The sequence below is a fragment of the Actinomyces johnsonii genome (assembly GCF_006546835.1).
Taxonomy (GTDB): domain Bacteria; phylum Actinomycetota; class Actinomycetes; order Actinomycetales; family Actinomycetaceae; genus Actinomyces; species Actinomyces johnsonii.
Map to the genome: position 1 here is coordinate 231,584 of NZ_VICB01000003.1, position 26,158 is coordinate 257,741.

The following is a 26,158-nucleotide window of genomic DNA, read 5'->3' on the forward strand; positions in this document are numbered from 1 at the left end:
CGGACACGCAGCGCCCGCCGATGGCAGGATGGGGGCATGACTCAGTCCGCGAGCTCCGCCTCCGTCAGCCTCGGGGCCTCAGCATCCGCCTCACAGACTCCCACCATTCCAGGCTGGGAGCACCGCTCCAGCGGCAAGGTCCGGGATGTCTACGCCCCTGTCGCCGAGGGCCCCTGGAGCGGGCAGGACGTGCTCCTGGTGGTCGCCTCGGACCGCATCAGCGCCTACGACCACATCCTCGCCACCCCGATCCCGGACAAGGGCAGGGTCCTCACCGCCCTGAGCGCCTGGTGGTTCGAGCAGCTCGCCGACGTCGTCACGAACCACCTCGTTTCCCTCGACGTCCCCGCCGAGGTGGCCGGACGGGCCATGATCTGCCGGCGCCTGGAGATGTTCCCGGTGGAATGCGTGGCCCGCGGGTACCTCACCGGCTCCGGCCTGACCGAGTACCAGGCGAACCGCTCCGTGTGCGGCGTGCCCCTGCCCGATGGCCTGACCGAGGCGTCCCGCCTGCCAGAGCCGATCTTCACCCCCGCCGCCAAGGCCGGGCTCGGCGAGCACGATGAGAACGTCACCTTCGAGCACGTCACCCGGATGGTGGGGGAGAAGGCCGCCACCGCCCTGCGCGAGACGACTCTGGCCCTCTACACCCGGGCGGCCGAGATCGCCCGCGAGCGCGGCATCATCCTGGCCGACACCAAGTTCGAGCTCGGCACCGGCCCGGACGGCGATCTGGTGCTGGGCGACGAGGTCCTCACCCCCGACTCCTCCCGATTCTGGCCGGCCGACGCCTGGACGCCCGGCCGGGTCACCCCCTCCTTCGACAAGCAGTACGTGCGCGACTGGCTCACCTCGCCTGCCTCCGGCTGGGACCGCGACGGCGACCAGGCGCCCCCGGTACTGCCCGACGACGTCGTCGAGCGGACCCGGGCACGCTACCTCGAGGCCTACGAACGATTGACCGGTCGCCCCCTGGAGCTGTCATGACCACGACCCAGCCCTCGACGGACGCTCCCGATACGGGCACGGCAGCCCGCGCCTTCAAACCGGGTCCGGGATTCTACGTCCTCGTCATCCTGATCGTCCTGACCATCGTCCTGGCGCTATCCGCAGCCGTCACCTCCGCCCTGGGCGTCACGGGGACCTCCCGCATCCTGGGCGGCACCGCCCTCATCCTCGTGGGACTGGGCCTGCTCGCCTCCCTGCGAGTCTCGGCCCGATCCCTGGTGGTCAACGCCCCCCGCCTGCGTCTGGAACGCAACCGGGTCCGTGCGGCCCGGGCCCGCCGGCAGGCTGAGGCTGCCGCCTCCAAGAAGGCCGCGAATGCCACGAGTGGCAAGAGTTCCAAGTCCGGCACAGGTCCCCAATCCCCGTCGCGGGGCTCGGGGGCCGAAGGCCCTACGGCGGCTCAGCCCGGAACCGAGCTGGCGGCGCTCACCGTGCCGGGAACCAAGGTGCTGGTGCCCGAGTCGACCGGCCGGCGTGAGCTGACCACCCTCGACGTGGTCTCCGGCCCGGTCACCACCGCGCTGGCCGCGACGTCCTTCGGGCGCACGGCCGACGAGCGCCTGGCCGGAACCTCCACCGGCGAGACCCTTATCCGTGTCGGCCAGCTCCTGCTCGGCGCCACCGGCTTCGTGCTCGTGGCCCTGGGGCTCGCCTCCATCCTGGGACAGGTGATCTCATGACTCCCCGTGACCGACGTCCCGACAACGAGCAGGGCCCCATCAACTGGGGCATCATGCCCAAGAAGGCCCCGCGCGCGAAGACTACCGCCACCAGGGCCGGCGGCAACGGGCTGCTCGAGGTCGTCCGCTCCGGGAACAACCCGGCCCCCGCCGGCTCAGTGGCCTCGGATGCCTCTGCAGCGTCCGCCATCTCCGCCCCGGGCTCGGCCGACGGCGCCGCCGGCCCCCGTGACGCGGGCAGCGCGGCGCTCATGACGGAGGAGGACATGCGCTCGGCCGCCGCCCAGGCCATCGCCTCGGGCACTGCCGACGCCGTCGACGCCGCCATCGCCATCGACCTGGCCGACGCGGCCGGTGACGGCAGCGGCTGGACCGACTCCGCTTCGCCCGCCGGATCTCCCGCCTCCCCGCGTTCGACCCGCGGCGACGGACAGGGACCCGGTGAGACAGCGAGCGCCCCGGAAGACGTTCCTGAGAGCGCTCCTGAGACCGACCAGCGCATCACCGCGGACGACAGCGTCGATGACGCTGCGGATGGCACGGCCGACGGCGCCGCGGATGAAGCCGGGGGCGACTCGTTCGACGAGAACGCGGCACTGGACGGCGGCGCTGGCGACCCTGGCGATGACTCCGAGAAGCAGGGGGAACAGGGGGAACGCGGCGAGTCCGCCGAAACGGACGCCCCGGCGTCGCCTGCCGGCAAGAGTCCCGACGCCGTCGGCTCCGCTGCCGACAGCCCCGCAGCGGCTGCTGCCGGTCAGCAGAGCAGGGCCGGGGCGGGCGTCGTCAACGACAGTCGTTCCCCACGGCCCGTCGTGCGCCCCGCTCCCGTCGACGGCTCGAATGCGTCCCGCCAGGGGGCGACCACGACCACCCGCGTCTTCACGATCTCCCAGGGCAAGCCCACCGTCGAGCCCACCGCCTCCTCTGGGGCAGGCGCGCCACCACCGCCCGCCGCTCCCGCCCCCGGTGCCGCAGCGCCGTCGGCCTCCGGATACGGGTACCAGTCGCGGCCCTCCTCCGGCGCAGGCGGCACCCCCGGCACCGTTACCAACACCACCGAAGCCGCCGCCAACACCGCAGCCGCATCCGAGGACGACCCCGGCATTCTGGCGGAGTCCAGTGCCTGGGAAGCGGCCACCAATGCCCTCGACACCGAGGAGATCAAGGCACAGGGAGGCGGTACCGACTGGGGCGTGGGGCGCGGCCCCGCCAAGGGACGCGGCCCCCGTCGTCCCTCCTCCGGTACCGATTGGGGCGTGGGGCGCGGCCCCGCCAAGAGCTCTGGCGCCCGCACCCGCTCCCCGTGGCCCGCCGCGGTGCGCAGGCAGCGACTGGCCGGCGTGGCCTTCGCCCTGGTGGGCCTGCTCCTGGCCACCGTCTCGGCCATGAACCTGGCCCGCAACGCCGAGATCGGCCACCTGTGGATACCGCCGTGGCTCGTCGCCGTCCTGGGCGGCGCCGGCCTGGTGGCTGCCGCCGGCTACCTGGCCTGGGCCGGAGGAACGCCTCTGCGCCGTGAGGCCGAGCGCTGGAAGCCCGGTGTGCTCGACGCCGCCGCAGGGCTGACCACCGGGACCGTCAAAGTCAACGACCCTGCCCGGCTGGTGGCCCGCGCTCGCGGACCACTCCTGCTGGGCACCTCCGAACGCGGCGACGAGACCGCCCCCACCGTGGAGTCCGGGCCCAAGCCGGTCATGGGCACCTCCACCGTCGACCAGTCGACCCGCGCACCCGCGGGCGTGGCCGGAGCAGTGGGCGGCTTCATGCTGGCCGGTGCCGTGGTCTGCGCCGTCGTCGCCCTCATCCTGGGGCCCGAATGGCTCATCGCCACCGCCGCCCTGAGTCTGGGCGGGATCGTTGCAATCCGTCTGGCCGGCGAATGGCTCGGCCAAGTCTGAGCCTGCCGGGAGCCGACCGGGCCCGCCCCAGGGCTGCGCGCCGTCCGGCCAGAGGGATGCTTCCGGCCAAGTCCGAGTAGTCTTGGCTGCGCACTCATCCCGCCTTATCTGAGGAGCACCCATGGGACGCATCGTCGTCGAGGTCATGCCCAAGCCCGAGATCCTTGACCCCCAGGGCAAGGCTGTCGTCGGGAGCCTTCCCCGCCTCGGATTCGACCAGTTCACCGGTGTACGCCAGGGCCGCCGCTTCGAGCTGACCGTGGATGGCCCCGTCACCGAGGCACACCTGGCCGCCGCCCGCGAGGCCGCAGCCACCCTTTTGTCCAACCCGATCATCGAGGACGTCGTCTCCGTGGCCGTCGACGAGGAGGCCTGAGCTGTGAGCGACTCTCCCAGTACCTCTCCCACTGCTCGCATCGGCGTCATCACCTTCCCCGGCACCCTCGACGACGTCGACGCCGCCCGCGCCGTGCGCCTGGCCGGGGCCGAGCCGGTGAGCCTGTGGCACAAGGACGCCGACCTACGCGGGGTCGACGCCGTTGTCGTGCCCGGAGGCTTCTCCTACGGCGACTACCTACGCTGCGGCGCCATTGCCCGCTTCGCCCCTGTCATGGAGGAGGTCGTGGCCGCCGCAGAGCGCGGCATGCCCGTGCTCGGCATCTGCAACGGCTTCCAGATCCTCGCCGAGGCGCATCTGCTGCCCGGCGCCCTCCTGCGCAACGCGAATCAGCGCTTCATCTGCATCGAGCAGCGCCTGCGCATCGAGAACGCGCAGACCGCCTGGACCAACCGGTTCACGGCCGGGGAGGAGATCGTCGTACCGATGAAGAACGGGGAGGGCAACTTCATCGCCTCGCCCGAGGAGCTCGATCGCCTTGAGGGCGAGGGCCTCGTCGTCTTCCGCTACGTGGGCAACCCCAACGGTTCGGCCCGCGACATCGCCGGTGTGCGCAACGAGCGCGGCAACGTCGTCGGCCTCATGCCCCATCCCGAACATGCCGTCGAGCCCGGATTCGGCCCCGGTTCGCAGGCCGGTCCCCGGACCGGCACCGACGGCCTGGGGATCTTCGGCTCCGCCATCGACTCGCTCCTGGCCGTCTGACGCTGCCGCTCCGCCCGATCGTCCGGCCCCTCTTCTCGAGTCCGAGTCGTCGTTGCCCGCACCGGACCCTGATGGTCGTCAAGGACCGCCATCACGTCGCCCCGCCCGCCGAGTTATCCACAGCCCCGCTTCGAGCCTGTGTAGAACTGTGGAGAGGGTGGGGCGACTGTCTGCCCGAAGTACCCTGGGGACGGCCTCGTTCGAGTTGCGCCGAGATCAAGAATGTGCTTCCGCCACCGCCGGGCTCACCGACGGCGGAAGTCTGCGGACAGGCTCCAACCTATTGGACAGTTTTCCCGTATTTTCAGGCAAAACTCTGTCTATAGCGATGATGCCCCAAGGTCGCCGGCCGGGTTTGTGGGAAGTCTCCAGCGGCATCGCTCATCGAGGCTGGAGGTCTCGAACGGGTCTTGTGCACAAGGGGAGTGGCGACATCTCGGGAACCCACACACCCCTGCACAAGCCTGTGGACACTACCTGTGGATAACTTCGCTCATGGTGTGACGAAGTCCCCTGAATCCGCCCCTGAAAGAATCGCCGGCCGCTCCCCGAGGAGCGGCCGGCAGTCGAACGGCGGGCAGGCGGGGCAGTCGACAGCCTTCCGAATAGGGCGACTAGCCCACCAAGTCGGCCACGATCTGCAGGAGGTCCTGCAGGTGACGGTTGGACAGGAACTCCCGGCGCACGGACTCGTGGGCGGCCAGTCCCATTTCCCGGGCCCGTTCGGGGAAGAGCAGCAGATCGCGCACGGCCTCGGCCCAGGCGGTGCCGTCAGCCGGATCGACCAGGACCCCGTCGACGCCATCGTCAATCTGGTCGCGGATACCGCCCACCGCGGAGGCCACCACCGGGGCCTTCTTCCACATCGCCTCGGCAACGGTCAGACCGAAGGCCTCGATGAGCGAGCGCTGGGTGACCACCGAGCTGACCCGCTGGACGGCGTTGACGACGGTGGCGTTGACCTCCCGGTCCTCCATGCTTACCGCTGCCACGTGGATCCGAGAGGCGACCGAGTCGGGCAGAAGCGAGCAGCGCTCCACGATCTGGGTCAGGGTCGCCTGCGACTCGGGTCCGTCCGGGGTGGGGCCGACCAGCAGGAGGTGGGCGTCCTGGGGCAGCAGGGAGATGTTCTCCGCGAAGGCCTCCACCAGTTCCAGACCGCCCTTGAGACGGTCCCAGCGGTTGACCTGGGTGATAACTCGGGCACCCAACGGTACCGGGCCGCCGGCCAGGACCGGGTCGTCCGCCAGGCCGCGCAAGGCGTCGGCGCGCCCATCGTGGCGCATGAAGGGCACGGCCTCGAAGGGCGGCTCGCCTGCGAAGATGCCAGACAGCCGCGCCACCGACCAGGCCTCGTCCAGGTCCAGGACCCGGTTCTTGGGGGAGTCGGCGTCGATGGAGGGGGCCAGGACCGCGCAGCGCTCGGTCTCGATGTAGGGCGGGCGGTACTCGGGCCGGGAGACGACCACGAGGTCCACATCCTCCAGGTAGCGGTCCAGGAAGGCCCAGGCGTAGTCGGCGGCCTCGCCTGCGCCCTCGGCGCCGGCGTGGCAGCGCCAGATAACCGTGGCGCCCACGGCCTTGAGGGCCTTGGCCAGGCCTGCCGTGGGCGGGTCGTGGAGGATGACGACGTCGTCGGAGCGGACCTCATCGACGATGTTCTCCGCATTGGAGGACAGCACGTGCTCGTAAATGTCGCGCTGCTTGTCCCCGAGCTTGCCGCCGTCTCCGCGGTCGCCGTGGATGCCGGCGTGTAGACGGCCGGAGATCTGGGTGAACTCCTCGGGGGCGTCCAGGCTCAGCCAGCGCACGTCCAGGCCTGCGCCCAGGGCATAGCCCACGAGGGGCGCAACCGTCTCAGCCGGCCCCGAGCCGGCGGCGGCTGACGGAGTCACCGTCCACACGGTGCGTCCCTCCAACAGGGCCTCGGCTCCCGCGAGACTTGTTTGCAACCGTTTGACGGCTACCTCGTCCAGGTGACTCTCCAGATGCGACAGGGGCAGCGGGGCGACGTCGATGTCTCTCATGCCACGATCTTCCCCCGAATTCGTGTGAGTCGCAGCACTTTGGAAGTGGGCGTGGCGTCTCGTTGCTGTTTCGCCATGTTTCTCGGCCGGATTCCGGGGAGCTTCGGACAGGACATAGGCCGGGGCGAACCCGGCCGGGCGGTGATGTGAGGCACCGCGGGGCGCGGGTAGGCTTGGCCCGGCCGCACTCCCTCTTCGACCAGGAGCACCCATGGCGCCCGAGTCCGTGATCCCAGCCACCCACCCCGACACCGTCGCCGACGCAGCCGCGACCCCTGAGCGGGAGATGCCCTGGAAGGAGCTGGGGCTCAAGGCCGACGAGTACGAGTCCATCCGCGAGCTGCTGGGGCGGCGCCCCACCAACGCCGAGCTGGCCATGTACTCGGTCATGTGGTCCGAGCACTGCTCCTACAAGTCCTCCAAGGTCCACCTGCGCCAGTTCGGCGCCAAGACCACCCCCGAGATGCGCGAGCACCTTCTGGTCGGCATGGGCGAGAACGCCGGCGTCGTCGACATCGGCGACGGCTGGGCCGTGACCTACAAGGTCGAGTCCCACAACCACCCCAGCTACGTCGAGCCCTATCAGGGGGCCGCCACCGGCGTGGGCGGCATTGTGCGCGACATCATCTCCATGGGGGCGCGGCCCGTGGCCGTCATGGACCAGCTGCGCTTCGGCGCCGTCGACCACCCCGACACCGCGCGCGTCGTCCACGGCGTGGTGGCCGGCGTGGGCACCTACGGCAATTCCTTGGGCCTGCCCAACATCGGCGGCGAGACCGAGTTCGACTCCTCCTACCAGGAGAACCCGCTGGTCAACGCCCTGTGCGTGGGCGTGCTGCGCCACGAGGACATCCACCTGGCCAACGCCACGGGCGCCGGCAACAAGGTGGTGCTCTTCGGGGCGCGCACCGGCGGTGACGGGATCGGCGGGGCCTCCATCCTGGCGTCCGAGTCCTTCGAGGACGGCATGCCTGCCAAGCGCCCCAGCGTCCAGGTGGGAGACCCCTTCATGGAGAAGGTCCTCATCGAGTGCTGCCTGGACCTGTTCGGCGCCGGGCTCGTGCTCGGCATCCAGGACCTGGGTGCTGCCGGCATCTCCTGCGCGACCTCCGAGCTGGCCTCCAACGGCGACGGCGGCATGCACGTTGACCTGGAGAAGGTGCTGCTGCGCGACCCCACCCTGACCGCCGGCGAGATCCTCATGAGCGAGTCCCAGGAGCGCATGATGGCCGTCGTCGCGCCCGACAAGCTCGAGGAGTTCATGGCCGTTATCGACAAGTGGGACGTCGAGGCCGCCGTCATCGGCGAGGTCAACGGCTCGGGCCGCCTGACCATCGACCACTTCGGGGAGCGGATCGTCGACGTCGACCCGCGCACCGTGGCCCACGAGGGCCCCACCTACGAGCGCCCCTACGCCCGCCCCGCCTGGCAGGACGAGCTCAACGCCGACACCACCGAGCGCCTGGCCCGCCCCGGTAGCGCCGCCGAGCTCGACCAGCAGGTGCGCGCCGTCGTGACCAGCCCCAACCAGGCCTCCACCGCTTGGGTCACCAACCAGTACGACCGGTTCGTGCGCGGCGACACCGCCCTGTGCCAGCCCGACGACGCCGGCGTCATCCGCGTCGACGAGGTCACCGGCCGCGGCGTGGCCATCGCCACCGACGCCAACGGCCGCTTCACCAAGCTCGACCCCGCCACCGGCGCCGCCCAGGCCCTGGCCGAGTCCTACCGCAACGTGTGCACCGTGGGCGCCCGGCCCCTGGCCGTCACCGACTGCCTCAACTTTGGCTCGCCGGAGGACCCCGACGCCATGTGGCAGCTCGTCGAGGCCATTACCGGCCTGGCCGACGCCTGCACCGTCATGGGCGTGCCGGTCACCGGCGGTAACGTCTCCCTCTACAACTCCCACGGCAAGGTCAAGGGACAGATCGACTCCTCGATCAACCCCACGCCCGTCGTCGGCGTCCTGGGAGTCATGGACGATGTGCGCCGTGCCAACCCCTCGGGCTGGCACGAGGAGGGCCTGGCCATCATGGCCCTGGGCGCCACCGCCGCTGAGCTCGACGGCTCGGCCTGGTCCCGAGTGGTCCACGACCACCTCGGCGGGCTGCCCCCGCGCGTCGACCTCGAGGCGGAGATGGCGCTCGGGCGGGTCCTGTTGGCCCTGAGCGATGCGGAGGGGCCCGGCGGCGAGCCGCTGGTGCGCGCCGCCCACGACTGCTCCGCCGGCGGCCTCATCCAAACCCTCGTGGACTCCTGCCTGCGCTGCGGCGTCGGCGCCAGCGTGGACCTGACCAGCATCCAGGAGGAGGGCGTGGACGACTTCACCGCTCTGTTCTCTGAGACCGGGGCCCGCGCGATCGTCGCCGTGCGCGAGGAACTCGTGCCCGCCGTGACCGCGGCCGCCGAGGCCGAGGACGTCGCCGTGGCCCGGCTGGGGACCACCGGCGGCGACCTGCTCGTCGTGGCCGGCAGCGACCTGCTCTCCGACGGCGGCGCCGGGCGTCCCCTCGTCCTGGACCTGGCCGGGCTCGGGGCCGACGTCGAGGGCGTCTTGCCGGCCCTGTTCTGAGTCCTCCCCGTCACGTCGCACCGAGCCGGGCATTCTTCGTGCAACCTTACGGCGGGGTCAGGTGGTGCTTGCGCCGTCGATGATGCCGTTAGAGTTTCTCGATCGGGTCTTACGCGTCCCGGATGTGCTCCGTTAGCCTGGGTGCATGATCGATCACATTTCTGTGAATGTCAGCGATCCGGCGGCTTCGAAGGCCTTCTACGAGGCGGCGCTCGCGCCTCTGGGCTACCGCGTCGTCATGGAGTTCGGGCCCGTCACCGGGTTGGGAGCCCCCGTGCCCGGGGCTCCGGAGGGCGCTCCGGCGTCCCCGGATCTATGGCTGTCTCCGACCAAGAGCCCGACGCCCTGCCATATTGCTGTGGCGGCGTCGTCGACGGCGCAGGTGGACGCCTTCCACGAGGCGGCCCTCGCAGCGGGGGGCAAGGACAATGGAGGACCCGGCGAACGAGCGCACTACCACCCCGGCTACTACGGCGCCTTCGTGCTCGACCCCGACGGCAACAATCTCGAGGCCGTCTTCCACGGCGCCGGCGCCTGAACTCTCCCGACCCGCGCTCTCGATGCCATCGTCGGTGGAGTGGCGGAGCGGCCGGGCGGCTCAGTTAGTTCTTACCGGTGATCAGCGCGGACGCGGTGCGCGTGACGCCGATGAGCACCAGGCAGAGGACCCCGGCGAGGAGTGCTGTTAGAACGGTCTTGAACCAGTGGCGCCCGGGGCTCTCGCCGGTGGGGGCGAGCTCCTGGTTCGTGGGGCGGGAGGTCGTTATCGCAGTCATGACTCCAGCCTGCGCGATCGTGGGCGAAAGCACATCGAGCCGTCGAATGATTCCCCATCGGTCCATATCCATCCGAAGGAGGGCGGGTCGTGGTGGGCCTCCTACCCAAGTTGGAGGCAGTTCGGCCAGTACCGGCCAGTACCGGGCACTGGCGGTCAGGGCTGGCCAGGGCTGGCCAGGGCTGGTCTGACATGGTGCCGGCTGACTCCTCCCGCCTCCCGCCGTCGACCCCGGCGACAGCCGCCATGAAATATCCGGATGTTTCGGGAAGATATCGGAATGGCCGACGTGCTCAGGCCCGTCGGCCGCTCCGGCTCCGGGCCCGCCCGCCCAACTGGCTCGCAGTGACGCGGAAGAGGCCGCCACCGCGTGTCGCGCGCCCGGCGTGGCGCCCTCTCTTCCCCGGATTTGCCAGATATCACTCAGGTAACTGCTCGCAATCGGCCGAAGATGCCACCGATACCGTGTAGGGATCTCTAGACTTCAACCATGACTGTGCCTTCAGAGACCTCGGGGACGATCGACCCTCGCGAGGTGTCACTGTATGCCGGCCACTTCGACGCGCTGTGGGGCGTGGCCTGGAGTCCGGACGGGACACGGCTCCTGTCCGGATCGCATGACGGCACTGCCCGCGTCTGGGATGCCAACAGCGGTATCGAGCTGTTCGCGCTCGCCGGTCCCAGCTTGTCCATCAGCGCGGTGGCCTGGAGTCCCGATGGCACGCGCCTCCTCACTGCGGCGGAGGATCACAGCGTGCGCATCTGGGACGCGACCACCGGTGCCGACCTGCTCACCCTGGGCGTCGGCGGCTCCGGTGTCGGCGGGGCGGTGGCCTGGAGCCCCGACTCCGCTCGTATCCTCACCAGCTTCGACGACGCCTCGGCCCGCATCTGGGACGCATCCAGCGGCCAGGTGGTGCGTACCCTGTCCGGCCACACGGACCACCTCACCGCCGTCGCCTGGAGCCCGGACGGTACCCGTGTGGCCACCGCCTCCGACGACGGCACCGCCCGCGTCTGGGACGTCACTACCGGCACCGAGCTGCTGCGCGTGGGCCCCATGGCCTTCGTGGGGCGCGGCGGCACGGTGGGGCCCGACGGCAGGCCGACCCGCCTCGGTCCGATCGAGCCGATGACCGGGCTGTCATGGAGTCCTGACTCCCGCCGCATCATCACCGCCTTCGACTCCGCCGAGCCCCGGATCTGGGACGCCGCCACCGGCGAGGAGGTCCTCAGTCTCCACGGCCGCGAGCGCCGCTGGGTGAGCGTGGTCTCCTGGAGCCCCGACGGCGGCCGCATCGTCACCGACGACATCTCCGGCACCACCGCCCACATCTGGGACGCCGCCACCGGCGAGGAGCTGTTCAGCCTGCGCGGCCACACCCAGTGGGCTTGCTCCCTGGCCTGGAGCCCGGACTCGCGCCGTGTGGCCACTGGCTCGCACGACGACACCGTGCGCATCTGGGACGCCGCCACCGGCCAGACCCAGCTGGTCCTGGGGGCCGGCAACTCCGTTGAGACAGTCTCCTGGAGCCCCGACGGATCGAAGCTGACCATCGGCGCCAAGATCGGCGGCAATCGCGTCTGGGACGCCGCCACCGGCGAACCGCGGCTGATGGTGGACAGCGGGGCCCGCGAGCTGAGCGAGGTCGTCTGGAGCCCGGACGGCACCCGCCTGGCCACTTCTTCCTACCTCTCGCCGCGCGTCCTCATCCTCGACGCCACCACCGGCGAAGTCGTCCAGGCCCTGACTGCCGATGAAGACGACGTCAACGATGTCTCCTGGAGCCCGGACGGCGAGCGCATCCTCACCGGCCTGGGTGACGACCGCGCCGCGATCTGGAATGCCGCCCGCGGCGAGCGCATCCTCACCCTCGAGGGCCACCGCGACATGATCACCTCGGTGGCCTGGAGCCCCAACGGCCAGCGCGTCCTGACCGGCTCCCAGGACGGGACCGCCCGCATCTGGGACGCCACCACCGGGGAGGTCATCCACACCTACACCGGCAACTGGGTGCGCGACGTCGTGTGGACCCAGGGCGGCCCCCGGGTCGTCACCGGCAGCGCCGATGGCGCCGCCCACGTCTGGGACGTCATCACCTCCGGCGAGCTCGTGACGTTGCGCGACGAGGGCGCCATGGTCCGCTCCTACGCCTGGAGCCCCGACGGCACCCGGGTCTTGGCCGGCTTCGACGACGGCGTCGTGCGCGTGTGGGACGAGGTCTCCGGCAAGATCGTCCTGTCCCTGGCCGGTCACCGCTTCGGCGTCACCGACGCCCAGTGGAGCCCCGACGGCACCCGGATCCTCACCGGTTCCGAGGACGGCACCGCGCGCCTGTGGGACGCCGCCACCGGTGAGATGACCGGCCTGTTCCTGTGCTTCTTGCCCGACGGCGGGGTGGCCGTCCTCGACGCCCCGTCCCTGAGCCTGCGCTCGGGTCCCGGCGAGGTCTGGGACTACCTCGGCCGCCCGGAGATCCTTGCGGGCCAGCTCACCCGGGTGGGCGTGGAACGGCGCCAGTACATCGATCCCGATCCAGTGCGCGACGTCGCCGCGCAGCCCGCACAGGACGTTCAGGTAGACGAGAGCCCGGCCGCGGAAGAGCCCTCCGAGCCGCCCCAGGCGCCCGAGGTCGCCGAGGCTGCCGAGGCTGCTGGACCTGCCGAACCGGTTGAGGTCACTGAGCCGGCAGAACCGGCAGGGGCCTCGGAGCAGGTATCCCCCGAATCCCCCGAACGGCAGGAGGTGCCGGCCCCTTCCGGCGCATCGGCCCCGTCGGCTCCTGCCGCGTCGGCCGACTCGGCAGTCGGAACCAGGCCTGCGCAGACCACCGCCGACTCCGCTCAGCCCGCTGCCGCGGTGGAGGAGAACGTGCCGGCTGAGGCGCAGGGGGCTCCGGTGGCCACCCCTGAGAGTTCTCAGGGCGCTCCTGATGAGACCGAAGATGAATCCGCTGCCGAGACCATTGCGGAGTCCGTGACGAAGATGACCGAGACGGAGGAGTACGCCGCCGAGGTCGAGATCGTCACCCCTGTCTCCGCCCCTGAGACGGGGGAGTCCGCGGCCGCCCGCCAGGCCCGGCACGCGGCCGCTACCGCCGGCACGCCGGCCGAGACCGCCTCGACCTCCGGGCAGCCGGTGACACCCGCCCCGGAGAACAACGGCGCCGTGCCGACCGAGACCGAGCCGGTCGCCGCCCCGACGGGGGAGACCCTTCTCGTCCAGCCCTTCCCCGTTGATCAGAGTCTCGTGGATGGCGAGGTGACTGCGCCGGCCGTCTCGACGCCGTCGACGGCCGAGGGAGCCGCTGCTCCCGTCACAGCACCCGCCGTGGAGGAGCGTCCTGCCCAGGAGCCCGAGGACGTCCAGCAGAAGCAGACCGAGGAGGCATCGGCGCACAGCCCTGCTGCGGACGAGCGCCCCGCCCAGGAACCCGAGAGCGTCATCGAGACGCCCGCTGTTCCGGGCGATCGGACGAACTCGGCCAACGCATCAAGAGCCCGACACGTGGCCGACACCTCCCAGACCCCGGCCGATCCGGGCGCCGGAGCAGCTGTCGAACGAACTGGTGAGGCGGCCACTGAGACGACTCCCGAGGGAGGCGTCGATGCTGTCTCCGCTCTGGCCTCACCGCCCCGGGCGGCGCAGTCCTCCGGGACGGCCGAGTCGGCGTACGAGCCGGTGGTGGTCCCCGCCGTCGAGCACGCCGGTGGTGAGCCCGTGGCCGCACCCACCGGTGAGACCGTCGCTCATCCCGAGGGGCCCGAACCGGCCCGGGCCGATGCCCCCGAGCAGCAGCCGATGGCCGCCTCCGGCGAGGCCTGGGAGCATGTGGCGGTCTCCGCGCGGACCCCGGTGGACGCTACGGGCCACGACGGCCAGCAGACGGACACGCCTCCCTCCGGAGAGCCCGCTGAGCCTGCGAAGGCGGAGATCCCCTGGTACGCCGCTTCCGTTGAGGGCGCGGTGCCGCCCGCCACGGACGAGCAGGACACGGCGGAGACGGTTCACATGGCCGATCCGCTCTCTGCGGAGGCTCAGGGCGCCTCCGCTTCCGAGCCCGTCTCCGCGCCGACCAACTCGACGCCCGAGGACTCCCCCGAGGACAGTGCCGCCCAGGGCGCTTCCGCCGAGCAGCCCGCCGTGGAGCACTCCGATCCCGTTGTGGACTCCGAGCCCACCGAGCAGCCCGGCGAGGCGGTCGACGACTCCGCCGAGCGCGACTCCGAAGAGGCACCCGACGAGGAACCGGCCCCGGCCCCCTGGGGGGACGAGGAACTGCGCCGTCGGATCTACACCGAGGTCCAGGAGTTCGTCGCCGCCATCGCTCGCCGTGACGTCAACGAGCTGGCGAGCCGCTACGGGATTGCCGGACACGACCTGGCCGGCCTCGACGAGCAGCTGGCCGGTCTTTCCTTCCCCGCCTCCGACCTGGCCCTCTACCCGGTGGAGCAGGCCGATGACTATATCGATGGCCACCACCGCCTGGCCCTGAGCGAGCTGGAGGGTGGCGGCGTCGTCATCGCCAGTGAGCTGTGGGCCCACGGCGCGGCCACCGGAGCACGGCTCGTCGCCCACTGGAACCCCATGGGGATCTACCCCTTCGACTTCCGTCACGTGAGCATGTGAGTCATCTCCTGTGAGCGCCCGCGGGCGCGTAGCGGCCCGGTGTGTCCCCGTACCAACAGGTGCGGGGACACACTGTTTCAGGGGCGATGACGTGCCCAAATTGGGGCGCTCGGAGGCTCATGCGCGTTTATGGGGAGAACGACCCGTGCGAATATGTGATCGGGCTGTGAACCGCATAGACTTCCCGTCGTCAGTTCATCCACTGAGAGGGGACGTTTGTGTCGACGGCGCAGTACCCGGCACGGGCCCGTGTCGCCGCCTGGGCAGTACACATCTTGACCATGTCGGGACTGGTGTGGGCCAGCCTGGCCATGTTGGCCACCATCAACCCCCGCAGGGAGTTCACCTGGATGTGGTTCTGGCTCCTCGTCGCCCTCGTCGTCGACGGCGTGGACGGAACTTTGGCCCGGCGCGCCAAGGTCTCTGAGATCATCCCCTGGTTCGACGGCGGTATCGTGGACATCGTCGTCGACTACCTCACCTGGACTTTTATCCCGGCGGTCTTCATGTACGTGGCCCTGCCGATGGGGCCCAGGCCGGTGGCGGGCCTGCTCATGGCACTCATCCTGAGCTCGTCGATGTTCTGCTACGCCAACAAGCAGTGGAAGTCCACCGACTACTACTTCGTGGGCTTCCCGGCGGCCTGGAACATCGTGGCCCTCATGTTCTACGTCCTGAGCACGCCGGCGGTTTTCAACATCGTCGTCACCCTCATCTTCGTGGTGCTCACCCTCGTCCCCACCCACTACGCGCACCCGGCGCGAGTCAAGCGCTTCCGCGCCCTCAATATTGGCGCGGTGGCGGTGTGGTTCCTGGCCACCTGCTGGCTCGTGGCGATCCACCCCCACCGGCCCCTCGGCCTGGTCGCCGTTGTCATCGTTTCCGGCGGGTGGTTCCTGCTTGCCGGGCTCCTGCGATCGATCCGCGGTGCGGAGTCGGCCACGGCGCCGACCGCATAGCCGTCCGGTTGCGCCTCCTGGTGGCAAAGGCTCACCGGTCGGCAACAATCCGCACAGCGGCCACTTGACCATCAGGCGGGTGGCCGCTTCGTTGTATCCGCGGGCAGCGCGGTCCTCAGTTGATCCGGGAGGCGCGCAGGCCCCTGGCCACGGCCACGTCCCGCAGCCAGTGCCCGCCCTCGAGCAGGAAGGTGGCCAGTACCAGGCCGATGACCACCATGATGACCCAGCCGGGGTAGTGGTTGCCGTCGCCGTGGCTGCCCGCGAAGAAGAAGTACACGTAAGGCAACACGAAGGTGATGAGGGTGACGAGGAAGCCGGCAAAGCGGATGCGGCGGCGCCGGCCCGCGACCATTGCGATGATGCCCCATGCGTAGGGTCCGGCGGTGACGATGTCGATGGTCCACAGCACCCAGAGGTTTCCGCGGAAGCCGGGGGCGTAGACGGCCGGCAGCGCCCGCAGTGAGGAGTAGATGAACACGGCCGCGTAGGCGAGGAAGCGCGGGTTGTGCAGGAGCCGGACGATACCGGAGCGCGGCACCAGGTCTACCTCCGCCTCGTGCAGGGCGGCCAGGGTGTGCCGCGAGACCCGCAGCGGGTCCGTGCCCTCCAGGACGGTGCGCAGGTAGCCGATCTGCTCAGGCGTCCCGGTGGCCCACCCGTCCAGCAGGCGTCGCGGGCTCACGGCGACGACGGCGCGCTCACCCGCTGGGGCGGACTCGTCGGCGAGATCGTCTCCTCTGGCCCCCTCCGCCCCCGCGGCCTCGTCCAGCGAAGCGATGTGGACGAGCGTCTCGCCCAGAACCGTCCGCAGCCGCTCCAGCTGCTCCGGGGTCACCTCGCTCAGCCACAGGCGCTGCCCGTGCTCAACGGCCAGCGACAGCGCGTGCCCCAGTGCCCATCCATGCTCATCGGGCGTCAGGAGCTCCTCGAGTTCGGAGACGCGGGCGAGCTCGGGGACCTCTGCGACGTTGAAACGTGTCAGGTCGCCGACTCGATCGACGGCGGCCACCGTTCGCAGGATCTCGGGGTCTAGGACATGGCGTTGGGCTATGGGAAGCTCGATGACGGAGCGCAGAGCCAGCAGGTCCATCACGGAGGAGCGGGAGGCGGGGGCGTGTTCGAGCATTGAGGCGAGCCTAAAGGAGTGGGCGCGAATCTTGCGCATTCTACGGCCTGACGCGGCTCACTCCTCACCCAGGGGCAGGGTCTTTCCTCCTGCCCCCGGCGCTGGCGCCAGGGGCGCAGACGAGGCCGGGCGGGCCCAAGGGGCGGCCGAGGGCCTAGGGTGGGGTCAATGGGCACTCACGAGATCCCCTCAGCACCGCCCGGCCGCCGCAGCGGCCCGGGGCTGCTCGTCGTGGCCGGCGCGGGCCTCATCGGATCCCGCCTGGCGGATATGGCCCGGGACAGTGGCTGGAGGATCCGGATCCTCCACCGCAGCGGACCGGGCGAGGCATCGCGGGAGGACATCGAGATTGATGCCTCCGGTAGGGAGCACGCCTGGTGGGCCCCCGCCGAGCGCATCCTGGCGCCCGGCGCCCTGGAGGGGGCCAGAGCCGTGGTGTGCCTGTCAGGCGCCCCGATCGCGCCGCGCCCCTGGACACCGGCGCGCCGTCGCGCGCTGGCGGCCTCGCGCCTGTCCACCACCGCCCTCATCGCCCAGGTCGCCGCGAGCCTGCCCCCGGCGGGGCGGCCCGGGGTCCTGCTGAGTGGGTCGGCCACCGGCTTCTACGGGGATCGGGGCGATGAGATCCTCACCGAGGCGTGCGGCCCGGGTGAGGGGTTCCTGTCCGAGCTGTGCCTGCGTTGGGAGGCCGCTGCGGGCCCGGCGGCGCGGGCCGGGCTGCGCACGGTCCAGTCCCGCACGGGCCTGGTGGTCAGCTCCTCGGGCGGGCTGGGCAGGCTCCTCGGCGCCGCCTACCGGGTGGGGGCGGGGGCCCGGCTCGGCCGTGGCGACCAGTGGCAGCCGTGGATCGGACTGGAGGATGCCGCGGCCGGCCTCCTATGGGCCATCGAGCACGACGACATCCGAGGGCCGGTCAACCTAACCGCGCCCGAGCCTCTGCGCAACCGCGACCTCCACCGGCTACTGTCCCGCGCCTGCGGCCCGCCCTCGATAGCGGTGGTGCCCCAGGCCCTGCTGGACTGGGCGGGGAGGGGCGGGGCGGCCGGCGGTACCGGAGGCATCGGCAGCATGCTTGCCGAGCTGCTCGGTGCCTCCCAGCGTGCGGTCCCCCAGACGCTGCTCGCCTCCGGCTTCCGCTTCACTGCGCCGGGCGCGGCCTCGATCTGGGGACTCGGCGCCTGATCCCGCCCCGGTGCCGCGGCGACCATGATGTGGATAGCGCGGTGTTGGCTGCCTCATCTGCCGATGGGGCGTGGGGTGGCGGCCTAGCGGCCGTCAGGGCGCGATGGTCCTAGCCCCGACGGGGCCCGATGCCGGAGCCACCCTCCTCACCGGCCGGCACGAAGACTCACGGTGCCGGCCGATCTCGTGCGTCCGCCGTCAGGCACGGGCAATGACCTCGCCGTGCACGACGACGAACCAGGCGTCCTCGCTGCCGCCCCACTGTCGCCAGGCCCGGGCCATCGTCTCCAGGTCGGTGCTGCTGGCCAGCCCCAGCTCGACGGCGCGCGGCCCGAAGGAGGTCAGGCTCCGCTGCGCCCAGGTCTCCGACTGCCAGGCGCGGTCGGCCGGCGTGGCGTAGCACCAGGTGGAGGCCGAGGCTCTCACGTCCGTGAAGCCCGCCTGGCGGGCCCAGGCGAGTAGCCGGCTCCCGGCGTCGGGCTCGCCCCCGTTGGCTCGAGCCGTGGCCATGTAGACCGAGCGCCACAGCCTCATGCCCTCGGACTCCGGGAACCAGGTCATAGCGGAGTAGACGGCGTCGCGCACCGCGACGATCCCACCGGGGCGGGTGACCCGTCGCATCTCGGTCAGGGCGCCCACCGGGTCGCTGAGGTGCTGGAGGACCTGGTGGGCGTGGGCGACATCGAAGGTACCGTCGTCGAAGGGCAGAGACATGACATCCCCGTCGGTGAGCTCCACCCTCGCGGACAGGTCCCGCTCGGCCAGCGTCGCTCGGGCCGCCTTCAGTGCGCCAGAGGCGGCATCCAGGCCGACGACGCGTCCGGGAGCCACTCGGGCGGCCAGGTCCGCGGTGATGGTCGCAGGCCCGCAGCCGACGTCGAGCAGATCCATCCCGGCGTGCAGGCGGCCCAGGAGGTAGGCGGCCGAGTCCTCGGCGCCACGACGTGAGTGCGCGCTGAGGACCGCCGCCCCGTGGCCATGGGTGTAGCGGGCCGCTCCGGCTGAGCCGCCGGAGGTGTCCGAATACTGTTCACCGTTCATAACAGGATCATCCAAGAACTGTGACCTCGACTGCATTATCGTCCGAAATGCGGCCTTTTCGGCGCCTATGTTTCCTCCGGATAGCGAGATGTTTCGTCTCAGTGAACGTCTCGGTGGAAGTCTTCTCGCGGCGCCGCGGCGACCAGCCAGGTGCTGAGCTAATCCGCTAGGCGAAGGAGTCCCTCATGCAGGACGTTGTCGAGAAGGTCTACGAGCAGGTTGTGACTCGCAACCGTGGAGAGGTCGAGTTCCACCAGGCCGTCCACGAGGTGCTGGAGTCACTCGGTCCCGTTATCGCCAAGCACCCCCACTACGCCGAGGGCGCCCTCCTGGAGCGCATCGTCGAGCCTGAGCGCCAGATCATGTTCCGAGTGCCGTGGGTCGACGACGCCGGCCAGGTCCACGTCAACCGCGGCTTCCGCATTGAGTTCAACTCGGCGCTGGGCCCCTACAAGGGCGGTCTGCGCTTCCACCCCTCGGTCAACGCCGGCATCATCAAGTTCCTCGGTTTCGAGCAAATCTTCAAGAACGCCCTGACCGCACAGGGCATCGGCGGCGGCAAGGGCGGCTCCGACTTCGACCCGCACGGCCGCTCCGACGCCGAGGTCATGCGCTTCTGCCAGTCCTTCATGACCGAGCTGGCCCGCCACATCGGCCCGTCCACCGACGTGCCCGCCGGCGACATCGGCGTGGGCGGCCGCGAGATCGGCTACATGTTCGGCCAGTACAAGCGCCTGCGGAACTCCTACGACGCCGGTGTCCTCACTGGAAAGGGCCTGGCCTGGGGCGGCTCCCTCGTGCGCACCGAGGCCACCGGCTACGGCACCGTGCTCTTCGCCCAGTCCATGCTCGCCACCAAGGGCGAGTCCCTCGAGGGCAAGAAGGTCCTCGTCTCCGGTGCCGGCAACGTGGCGATCTACGCCATCGAGAAGGCCCAGCAGCTCGGCGCCACCCCCATCACCTTCTCCGACTCCTCCGGCTACGTCGTCGACGAGGCCGGTGTGGACCTCGAGCTGCTCAAGCAGGTCAAGGAGGTCGAGCGCGGCCGCGTGGCCGACTACGTCGAGCGCCGCCCCGGCGCCCGCCTTGTCACCGGCGGCTCGGTGTGGGACGTCCCCGGCGACGTCGCCCTGCCCTGCGCCACCCAGAACGAGCTCAACGGCGACGCCGCGGCCACCCTGCTGCGGGGCGGCTGCGGAGTGGTCTCCGAGGGCGCCAACATGCCCTCGACCCCCGAGGCGGTCGAGGCCTTCCAGAAGGCCGGCATCCTGTTCGGTCCCGGTAAGGCTGCCAACGCCGGTGGCGTGGCCACCTCCGCCCTCGAGATGGAGCAGAACGCCGGCCGCACCCGCTGGGACTTCGCGACCGCCGAGGCCAAGCTGACCGGCATCATGGCCGACATCCACGACTCCTGCGTCGCCGCGGCCGAGGAGTACGGCCGCCCCGGCGACTACGTGCTCGGCGCCAACGCGGCCGGTTTCACCCGCGTTGCCGACGTCATGATCGCCCACGGCATCGTCTGATACCTGGCTGATCCGGGCTCGCGCCCATAGCGACGGCGTCCGTCGCCTCTGAGAAAGAGGCGGCGGACGCCGTCGTTGTTGCGCCACTGGGGGCGCGGTCACGATCGGGCAACCTACCGATCGGATGAGATCGTGAAAAACACTGCCAAAATCATGGAAGGGGCGTACCGTGGAGATGTTCCCTTCCTCACATGATCCCGATCTCCATCCCGACGTCCCATGAGGATTGACATGAGAATACTTCCAGCTCGGAGAGCACGAGTCTGCGCAGCACTGAGCGCCCTGGTGGTGGCTGCCCTGAGTCCCATGATCGCGGTTCCGACGGCATCCCTCATACCGCCGGCCGCCGCTGTGGAGAAACCGCCCGACGGCGCTGACGGGAACCAAGGGGCCGACGATCCGGGCAACAAGGTGCGCATCAAGCTGATCGGCCTGGGCAACCTTCGCGGTCACTACCTGGAGACGAGCGGGTACAACCCGGAGACCGAGGAGTACGACCCCTCCAGGGACTACGGCCTGATCGGAATCGAGTGCGCTGTCCGCGGGGTCCGGGAGGACTTCCCCAACACGCTTGTCGTCTCCTCCGGCGGCAACATCGGCGCCTCGCCCCACGCGTCCTCCTTCGTGCAGGACCAGCCCATCATCTATGGCCTCAATGCGATGAAGCTGGATGCCTCAGCCCTGGGGGTCCACGCGCTCGATGGCGGAGTGAAGGACCTCGAGGACAGGATCCTGCCAGCCTCCGACTTCCCCATCCTGGCGGCGAACGTGTCCGGCTCCGCTTCCCTCAGTGCCGAGGGGAGCGGACGCGGGGTCTTCGTTAAGGAAGTCGACGGGGTGCGCGTCGGCTTCGTCGGTGTGGTGACCGACGAGCTTCCCGTCCGAACACTCGCTGCGAACAGAGAGGTTCTGAGCGTCTCCCCGGCGGTGGCCACGGCCAATGCTCGCGCCGCCGAGCTCAAGGACGGCGACCCGGCCAATGGTGAGGCTGACATCGTCGTCGTGCTCAGCCACGAGGACATGGCTTCCACGGCGACGAGCTTCTCCAGGAACGTCGACGCCGTCGTCTCCGGCCGTGGTGCAGGGGAGTACGGACAAGTTGTCACCGGATTCGAGGGCAACTCGATCGCCGTCGTCCAGCCCGAGATCTACGGCCGGAGCTTCGGGGACATTCTCCTGGAGTACGACCGAACGACTCGGAAGATCGTCTCCTCCAGCGCGGAGAACATGTGGATCGGACATTACGCATGCCGAGGATCCTCTCCTGAGGTGTGGAGCAAGACCTGGGAGTACGAGGGGGCCGCCAGGGAAGTCTCGAAGCAGCCGCTGGCGCATATCGGGGCGGACTTCCTGCGTGGGTCTGACGGAAGTGTCCCCAACACCAATACGGCAACGGAGTCCACGGCCGCCGACCTGGTCGCCGACTCGTACCACAGCTGGATCACCTCCATCAAACCTCCCGGCTCCAGCCACTATGTCGGCATCGTCAGTGCCCGGGACGTGAAGAAGGACCTCACCTACCTCGAGTCTGGCCGCCACGACGACATCCCGCGCCCGGACCAGGACGGCCTGGTGTCCTACGGGGAGGCGCTCGACGTCCAGCCCGACAACAAACCGCTCGCCTACGTCACCGTCAATGGTGCAAAGCTCAAGAAGCTCATCGCCCACCAGTGGAGGTTCTACGCCGAGCCCCCCGTGCTCAACCTGGGGCTGTCCTCGAATGTTGACGTCATCGTGGATCCCGACGCGACGGTGGAGAACGGGAAGGTTCCCACAGTGCGTGAGATCCGGGTCGACGGGCAGGTTCTGGGGGACACGGACCCGGTGGTCCTGGCCTCCACCTACGAGCTGCTCCATGACAACAACGACTTCCCCAGTCCTGACGAGGATGCCGTCGTCAACGTCGGCACGCTCCAGCACACCGTCTTCATCTCCTACCTGCAGTCCTTCGGCGACAAGCCCCTGAGCCCGTCCTACGCCAAGCGTCAGGTGGGGATGAACGTGGTCCCGAAGCCCGGCCAGGCCGGCACGGTGACAGTGACGATGGACTCCCTGGGCTACACCAACGATCCCGAACAGGTCCTCGGTGCGCAACGAGTCCGTGCCCGCTTAGGGGACAAGGAGTTCTTCAGCCAGGACATCGACGTGAGCCTGGACCGTATCGGCCCCACGACCGGCAGAGCGGTCTTCGACCTCACTATCCCGGCGGACGCGCCCACCGGTGCCTGCCGCAGCGCGGCGGGTGCGACCTGCCGATGGGTGACCGTGGAGTCCGTCGACGCTGCCGGCAAGGTCCTCAATAGCTTCTACGTCGAGGTGCCCACCGATGCCAAGCCGGCGGCGACGCCGTCGGCCGCGCCCAGTTCGCAGGCGACTCCACCCAGTACGCCGTCGACTCCGCCTTCGACGGGGGCGGCGTCCTCGACGCCCAGTGCCGGGCCGTCGGCGAGTGCCAGTGAGACGCCGTCGGCCGCGCCCGGCGCACAGGCGGCTCCGTCGGCTTCGGCGGCGCCCAGTGACGGTGCCGGTGGTGCCAGCGCGGTCCCGGAGGGTAGGGCGACGGCCTCGCCCGGAGGTGGGGGCGATGACGGTTCCGCGGCGCCGGTCGGCGTTGGTGGGCTGCCCGCTGCCACGAGCGGGGCGGACACTGCTGCCTCTGAGGCTCGTGGCGCCGGTGGTAAGCCGAGCGGTGGCTCGGGCGGCTGGCCACTGGCCCGCACAGGTACGTCCCTGGGTGCCGGCGTCATCGCCCTGACCCTCGTCGCCGGCGGCTACCTCATCCTGCGCCGCAGACGGCAGGAAGACTGAGAGGCGATCGATGGCACAGCATTTCTCCCTTTACGTTTCCCGCACTCATTTCTCGTTGATCAAGGACATATGATGAGACTCATATCGCGAAGGCGCGGACGAGTCTGCGCCGCATTCGGTGCGCTGGCCCTCGCCGCACTCAGCCCTCTTTCCATTGCCGCGCCCTCCGGGGTGGCTCCAGCTCAGGGCGCCGGAGGGTCCGACGCTGCTGTGCCACTGGATTCCCCAGGTGGGGGAGTCGCCATTGACCTTGTTGGCATCTCCGATCTGCATGGATACATTGAAAGCACGTTTCATAAGAATCCGGAGACTGGTGAGGTCGACATCAACAATGTGGAGAATCCCGGTGTGACGTCCCTGGCGTGCCAGATGAGCAGGGTATACAGGGCGAATCCCAATGCGCTCTTCGTCTCGTCGGGAGACAATATCGGAGCATCATACTATCGGTCGTCCTATATGAATCATGACGAGGGGACGCTGGATGTGCTGAATCGGCTCCGCATGGATGTCTCTGCGCTAGGGGTGCACGAGCTTGACCATGGTCTCGGTGACCTCGAGGGCCGGGTTCTTCCTTATGCGACATTCCCCATGCTGGCGGCGAACGTGTCCGGCTCCGATGCCCTGAGCGCTGAGGGGGACGGTCGCGGGGTCTTCATCAAGGAGGTCGACGGGGTGCGGGTCGGCTTCATCGGTGTGGTGACCGATGAGCTGCCCAAGCTGGTTTCCTCCTCCACCCGGGCACAGCTCACGGTCGCCCCGGCGGTGGCCACGGCCAACGCCCGCGCTGCCGACCTCAAGGATGGTGACCCGGCCAATGGTGAGGCCGACGTCGTCGTCGTGCTCAGTCATGAGGACGCGGCCTCCACGGCCACGAGCTTCTCCAAGAACGTCGACGCCGTCGTCGCTGGACGCAGCCACGTCTCCTACGCGCAGACGGTGACCGGGGTCGAGGGCAATCAGATCGCCGTCGTCCAGCCCGACCACTACGGTCTGAAACTTGGGATGGTTCGGCTCAACTATGACCGGGACACCAAGAAGGTTTCTGTCGTCAACGTGGAGAATCGGGATTTGAAGCAGGAATACTGCTATGAAGACGATTTTGGCGGCGTCGATATCTTCTCATATAAGAGATACAACAAGATGATGGATCTGGGGGCCGCGCGGCCGGTGGCGCAGCTCGGCGTCGACTACTTGCGCGGATCGGATGGTGTGACTCCCGGAGTTCACACCGGCACCGAGTCCACGGCGGCCGACCTGGTGGCCGAGTCCTACCGATACTGGCTCGCCGACATTGATCCCATGGAGCAACCGCCGGCCTCCACGCACTATGTGGGAGTAGTGCGGGCCGACGACCTCAAAGCCGATTTCCGGTACAAGAGCACCGGGAACTATCACGGAGAGGTGCCCGCTGACCAGGTCGACGGCCTCTTTACGGTCGACGAGGTCCGTGACGTCTCCCCGGATGACAAGGCAATGGGCTACCTCTCCATCACCGGTGCCGACCTCAAGGCGCTTATCGCCCAGCAGTGGCGTCCCGGAGCGGATCCGGCCTCTGTTCAGCTGGGGCTGTCCGCGAATGTCGACGTCATCGTGGACGCTGCCGCCCAGACCGAGGACGGCGCCGCCCCCACGATTCGTGAGATCCGGGTGGACGGGCAGGTTCTGGGGGACACCGACACGGTGGTCGTGGCCTCCACCACCGAGCTGCTCACCAGTGGCGCCGGCTTCACGCTCCCCAACGGAAGCGGGGTCGTGAACGTCGGATCACTCGGACGCGACATCACCACCAACTACCTGGCCTCCTTCAACCAGCAGGTACTCAAACCGAGCTACGCCAAGCGACAGGTGGGCGTGAGCGTGACGCCCAAGGGTGCAAGCACGGACACGGTCTCGGTGACGATGGACTCCCTGGCCTACACCCACCCCACCGAGCAGGTCCTTGGAGCTCGCCGCGTGCGCGCCGTATCCGGGGACAAGGAGTTCTTCAGCCAGAACATCGACCTGACCGTGGACCGTAGCGGCCCTACCACCGGCAAGGCGAGCTTCGACCTCACGATTCCCGCCGACGCGCCCACTGGCGCCTGCCGCAGTGCGGAGGCCACGACCTGCCGCTGGGTCACTCTCGAGTCCGTCGACGGCGTCGGCCGGGTTCTCAACAGCTTCTACGTCGAGGTGCCGGCCGACGCGAGCCCCGGGGTGACGCCGTCGGCTACGCCCGGTGCGCAGCCGGAACCGTCCGCGACGACATCGCCAACCCCGGCGCCGAGTGCCGAGCCGTCAGCTGGCGCCGACCCGACGACGCCGGTCCCCGGGGGAGGGAGAACTGCCTCGCAGGGGCCGGGAGGTGAGGACTCCGGTGACGGCCGGGTGACCGCGTCCCCGACTGCGACGCCCGGTAGCGGCTCCGGTGCGGCCCCGAGTGAGAACCCGACGGCTGTACCCGACGGCGGGAGTGCTGCCAGCCCGACGGCGCCGGTCGGTGTCGGTGGTCTGCCTCCGTCTGCGAGCGGGGGAAGCGCCGGAGGGTCGGAGGCCCGAGGCGGAACCAGTGGCAGGTCGACCAGCGGTTCGGGCGGCTGGTCGCTGGCCCGCACCGGCGTGTCCCTGGGCTCCGGTGTGATCGCCCTGACCCTCATCGCCGGCGGCTACCTCATCCTGCGGCACAGACGGCAGGCCGACTGACGCAGCCGGATGCAGCCTGACGCAGCGGTGAGAAAACCGACGGCCGTGCCCGCCGCCCCGACTCCGGGGCGGCGGGCACGGCGTCGATCGGAGGAGATAGCCCAAATCCATGAAAAAGGGCTGCGGCGATCCTTGTAGA

Annotated in this window: 17 protein-coding genes; 13 read left to right on the forward strand and 4 right to left on the reverse strand. The window is 69.8% G+C overall.

The window, feature by feature from the left end; translation table 11 throughout:
- The first annotated feature begins 36 nt into the window (after nt 1–36).
- The 5 genes from FK256_RS01705 (at nt 37) to purQ (ending at nt 4,691) form a co-directional block, all read left to right on the forward strand.
- On the forward strand, nt 37–987 hold the full coding sequence (locus tag FK256_RS01705) for a phosphoribosylaminoimidazolesuccinocarboxamide synthase (protein ID WP_141423457.1): 951 nt from the start codon (nt 37–39) through the stop codon (nt 985–987).
- Complete coding sequence (locus tag FK256_RS01710) at nt 984–1,688, forward strand: hypothetical protein (protein WP_141423458.1); 705 nt, start codon at nt 984–986, stop codon at nt 1,686–1,688. Before FK256_RS01705 ends, FK256_RS01710 begins: the two co-directional genes overlap by 4 nt.
- Nucleotides 1,685–3,589 (forward strand): hypothetical protein, encoded by a 1,905-nt coding sequence (locus tag FK256_RS14225; RefSeq protein ID WP_170197886.1) that lies wholly within the window; start codon nt 1,685–1,687, stop codon nt 3,587–3,589. Before FK256_RS01710 ends, FK256_RS14225 begins: the two co-directional genes overlap by 4 nt.
- Before the next feature lie 121 nt (nt 3,590–3,710).
- Nucleotides 3,711–3,965, forward strand: coding sequence for a phosphoribosylformylglycinamidine synthase subunit PurS (locus FK256_RS01720; RefSeq protein WP_021606846.1), 255 nt, complete (start codon nt 3,711–3,713; stop codon nt 3,963–3,965).
- A 3-nt stretch (nt 3,966–3,968) separates the two neighbouring features.
- Nucleotides 3,969–4,691, forward strand: coding sequence for a phosphoribosylformylglycinamidine synthase subunit PurQ (purQ, locus tag FK256_RS01725; RefSeq protein WP_141423459.1), 723 nt, complete (start codon nt 3,969–3,971; stop codon nt 4,689–4,691).
- 614 nt (nt 4,692–5,305) lie between these two features.
- On the opposite strand, the gene FK256_RS01730 is transcribed toward purQ, so the two are convergent.
- The gene (locus tag FK256_RS01730) at nt 5,306–6,718 is read right to left on the reverse strand and encodes a glycosyltransferase (protein WP_141423460.1); all 1,413 of its coding nucleotides are present in this window, start codon (nt 6,716–6,718) and stop codon (nt 5,306–5,308) included.
- Nucleotides 6,719–6,929: 211 nt separating this feature from the next.
- Here FK256_RS01730 and purL point away from each other — a divergent pair, with 211 nt between their 5' ends.
- Together purL and FK256_RS01740 are read left to right on the forward strand one after the other, a co-directional pair.
- Nucleotides 6,930–9,290: a phosphoribosylformylglycinamidine synthase subunit PurL gene (gene purL / locus FK256_RS01735; protein WP_141423461.1), complete on the forward strand. Its 2,361-nt coding sequence runs from the start codon at nt 6,930–6,932 to the stop codon at nt 9,288–9,290.
- Nucleotides 9,291–9,435: 145 nt separating this feature from the next.
- Nucleotides 9,436–9,828 carry a VOC family protein gene (locus FK256_RS01740; protein ID WP_021606851.1) on the forward strand — a complete coding sequence of 131 codons (393 nt, stop codon included), beginning with the start codon at nt 9,436–9,438 and terminating at the stop codon, nt 9,826–9,828.
- A 64-nt stretch (nt 9,829–9,892) separates the two neighbouring features.
- On the opposite strand, the gene FK256_RS14230 is transcribed toward FK256_RS01740, so the two are convergent.
- On the reverse strand, nt 9,893–10,066 hold the full coding sequence (locus FK256_RS14230; protein ID WP_170197887.1) for a hypothetical protein: 174 nt from the start codon (nt 10,064–10,066) through the stop codon (nt 9,893–9,895).
- 489 nt (nt 10,067–10,555) lie between these two features.
- Here FK256_RS14230 and FK256_RS01745 point away from each other — a divergent pair, with 489 nt between their 5' ends.
- A complete protein-coding gene (locus FK256_RS01745; RefSeq protein ID WP_141423462.1) occupies nt 10,556–14,695 on the forward strand; it encodes a WD40 domain-containing protein in 4,140 nt (1,379 codons plus the stop codon).
- A 218-nt stretch (nt 14,696–14,913) separates the two neighbouring features.
- Nucleotides 14,914–15,654 (forward strand): CDP-alcohol phosphatidyltransferase family protein, encoded by a 741-nt coding sequence (locus tag FK256_RS01750; protein ID WP_009234769.1) that lies wholly within the window; start codon nt 14,914–14,916, stop codon nt 15,652–15,654.
- Between the two features lie 115 nt (nt 15,655–15,769).
- Here FK256_RS01750 and FK256_RS01755 read toward each other — a convergent pair whose 3' ends face one another.
- Entirely contained in the window at nt 15,770–16,783 is a 1,014-nt protein-coding gene (locus FK256_RS01755; RefSeq protein ID WP_141423463.1) for a hypothetical protein, read from the reverse strand.
- 168 nt (nt 16,784–16,951) lie between these two features.
- On the opposite strand from FK256_RS01755, the gene FK256_RS01760 reads away from it, so the two are divergent.
- On the forward strand, nt 16,952–17,965 hold the full coding sequence (locus FK256_RS01760; protein ID WP_141423464.1) for a TIGR01777 family oxidoreductase: 1,014 nt from the start codon (nt 16,952–16,954) through the stop codon (nt 17,963–17,965).
- 198 nt (nt 17,966–18,163) lie between these two features.
- On the opposite strand, the gene FK256_RS01765 is transcribed toward FK256_RS01760, so the two are convergent.
- Nucleotides 18,164–19,006, reverse strand: coding sequence for a class I SAM-dependent methyltransferase (locus tag FK256_RS01765; protein ID WP_141423465.1), 843 nt, complete (start codon nt 19,004–19,006; stop codon nt 18,164–18,166).
- Between the two features lie 185 nt (nt 19,007–19,191).
- Here FK256_RS01765 and gdhA point away from each other — a divergent pair, with 185 nt between their 5' ends.
- The 3 genes from gdhA to FK256_RS01780 all read left to right on the forward strand — a co-directional run bounded on the left by gdhA (nt 19,192) and on the right by FK256_RS01780 (nt 26,019).
- Entirely contained in the window at nt 19,192–20,529 is a 1,338-nt protein-coding gene (gene gdhA, locus FK256_RS01770; RefSeq protein WP_141423466.1) for an NADP-specific glutamate dehydrogenase, read from the forward strand.
- A 231-nt stretch (nt 20,530–20,760) separates the two neighbouring features.
- On the forward strand, nt 20,761–23,337 hold the full coding sequence (locus FK256_RS01775) for a 5'-nucleotidase C-terminal domain-containing protein (RefSeq protein ID WP_141423467.1): 2,577 nt from the start codon (nt 20,761–20,763) through the stop codon (nt 23,335–23,337).
- Between the two features lie 603 nt (nt 23,338–23,940).
- Nucleotides 23,941–26,019: a bifunctional UDP-sugar hydrolase/5'-nucleotidase gene (locus FK256_RS01780; RefSeq protein WP_244936099.1), complete on the forward strand. Its 2,079-nt coding sequence runs from the start codon at nt 23,941–23,943 to the stop codon at nt 26,017–26,019.
- Nucleotides 26,020–26,158 lie beyond the last annotated feature (139 nt).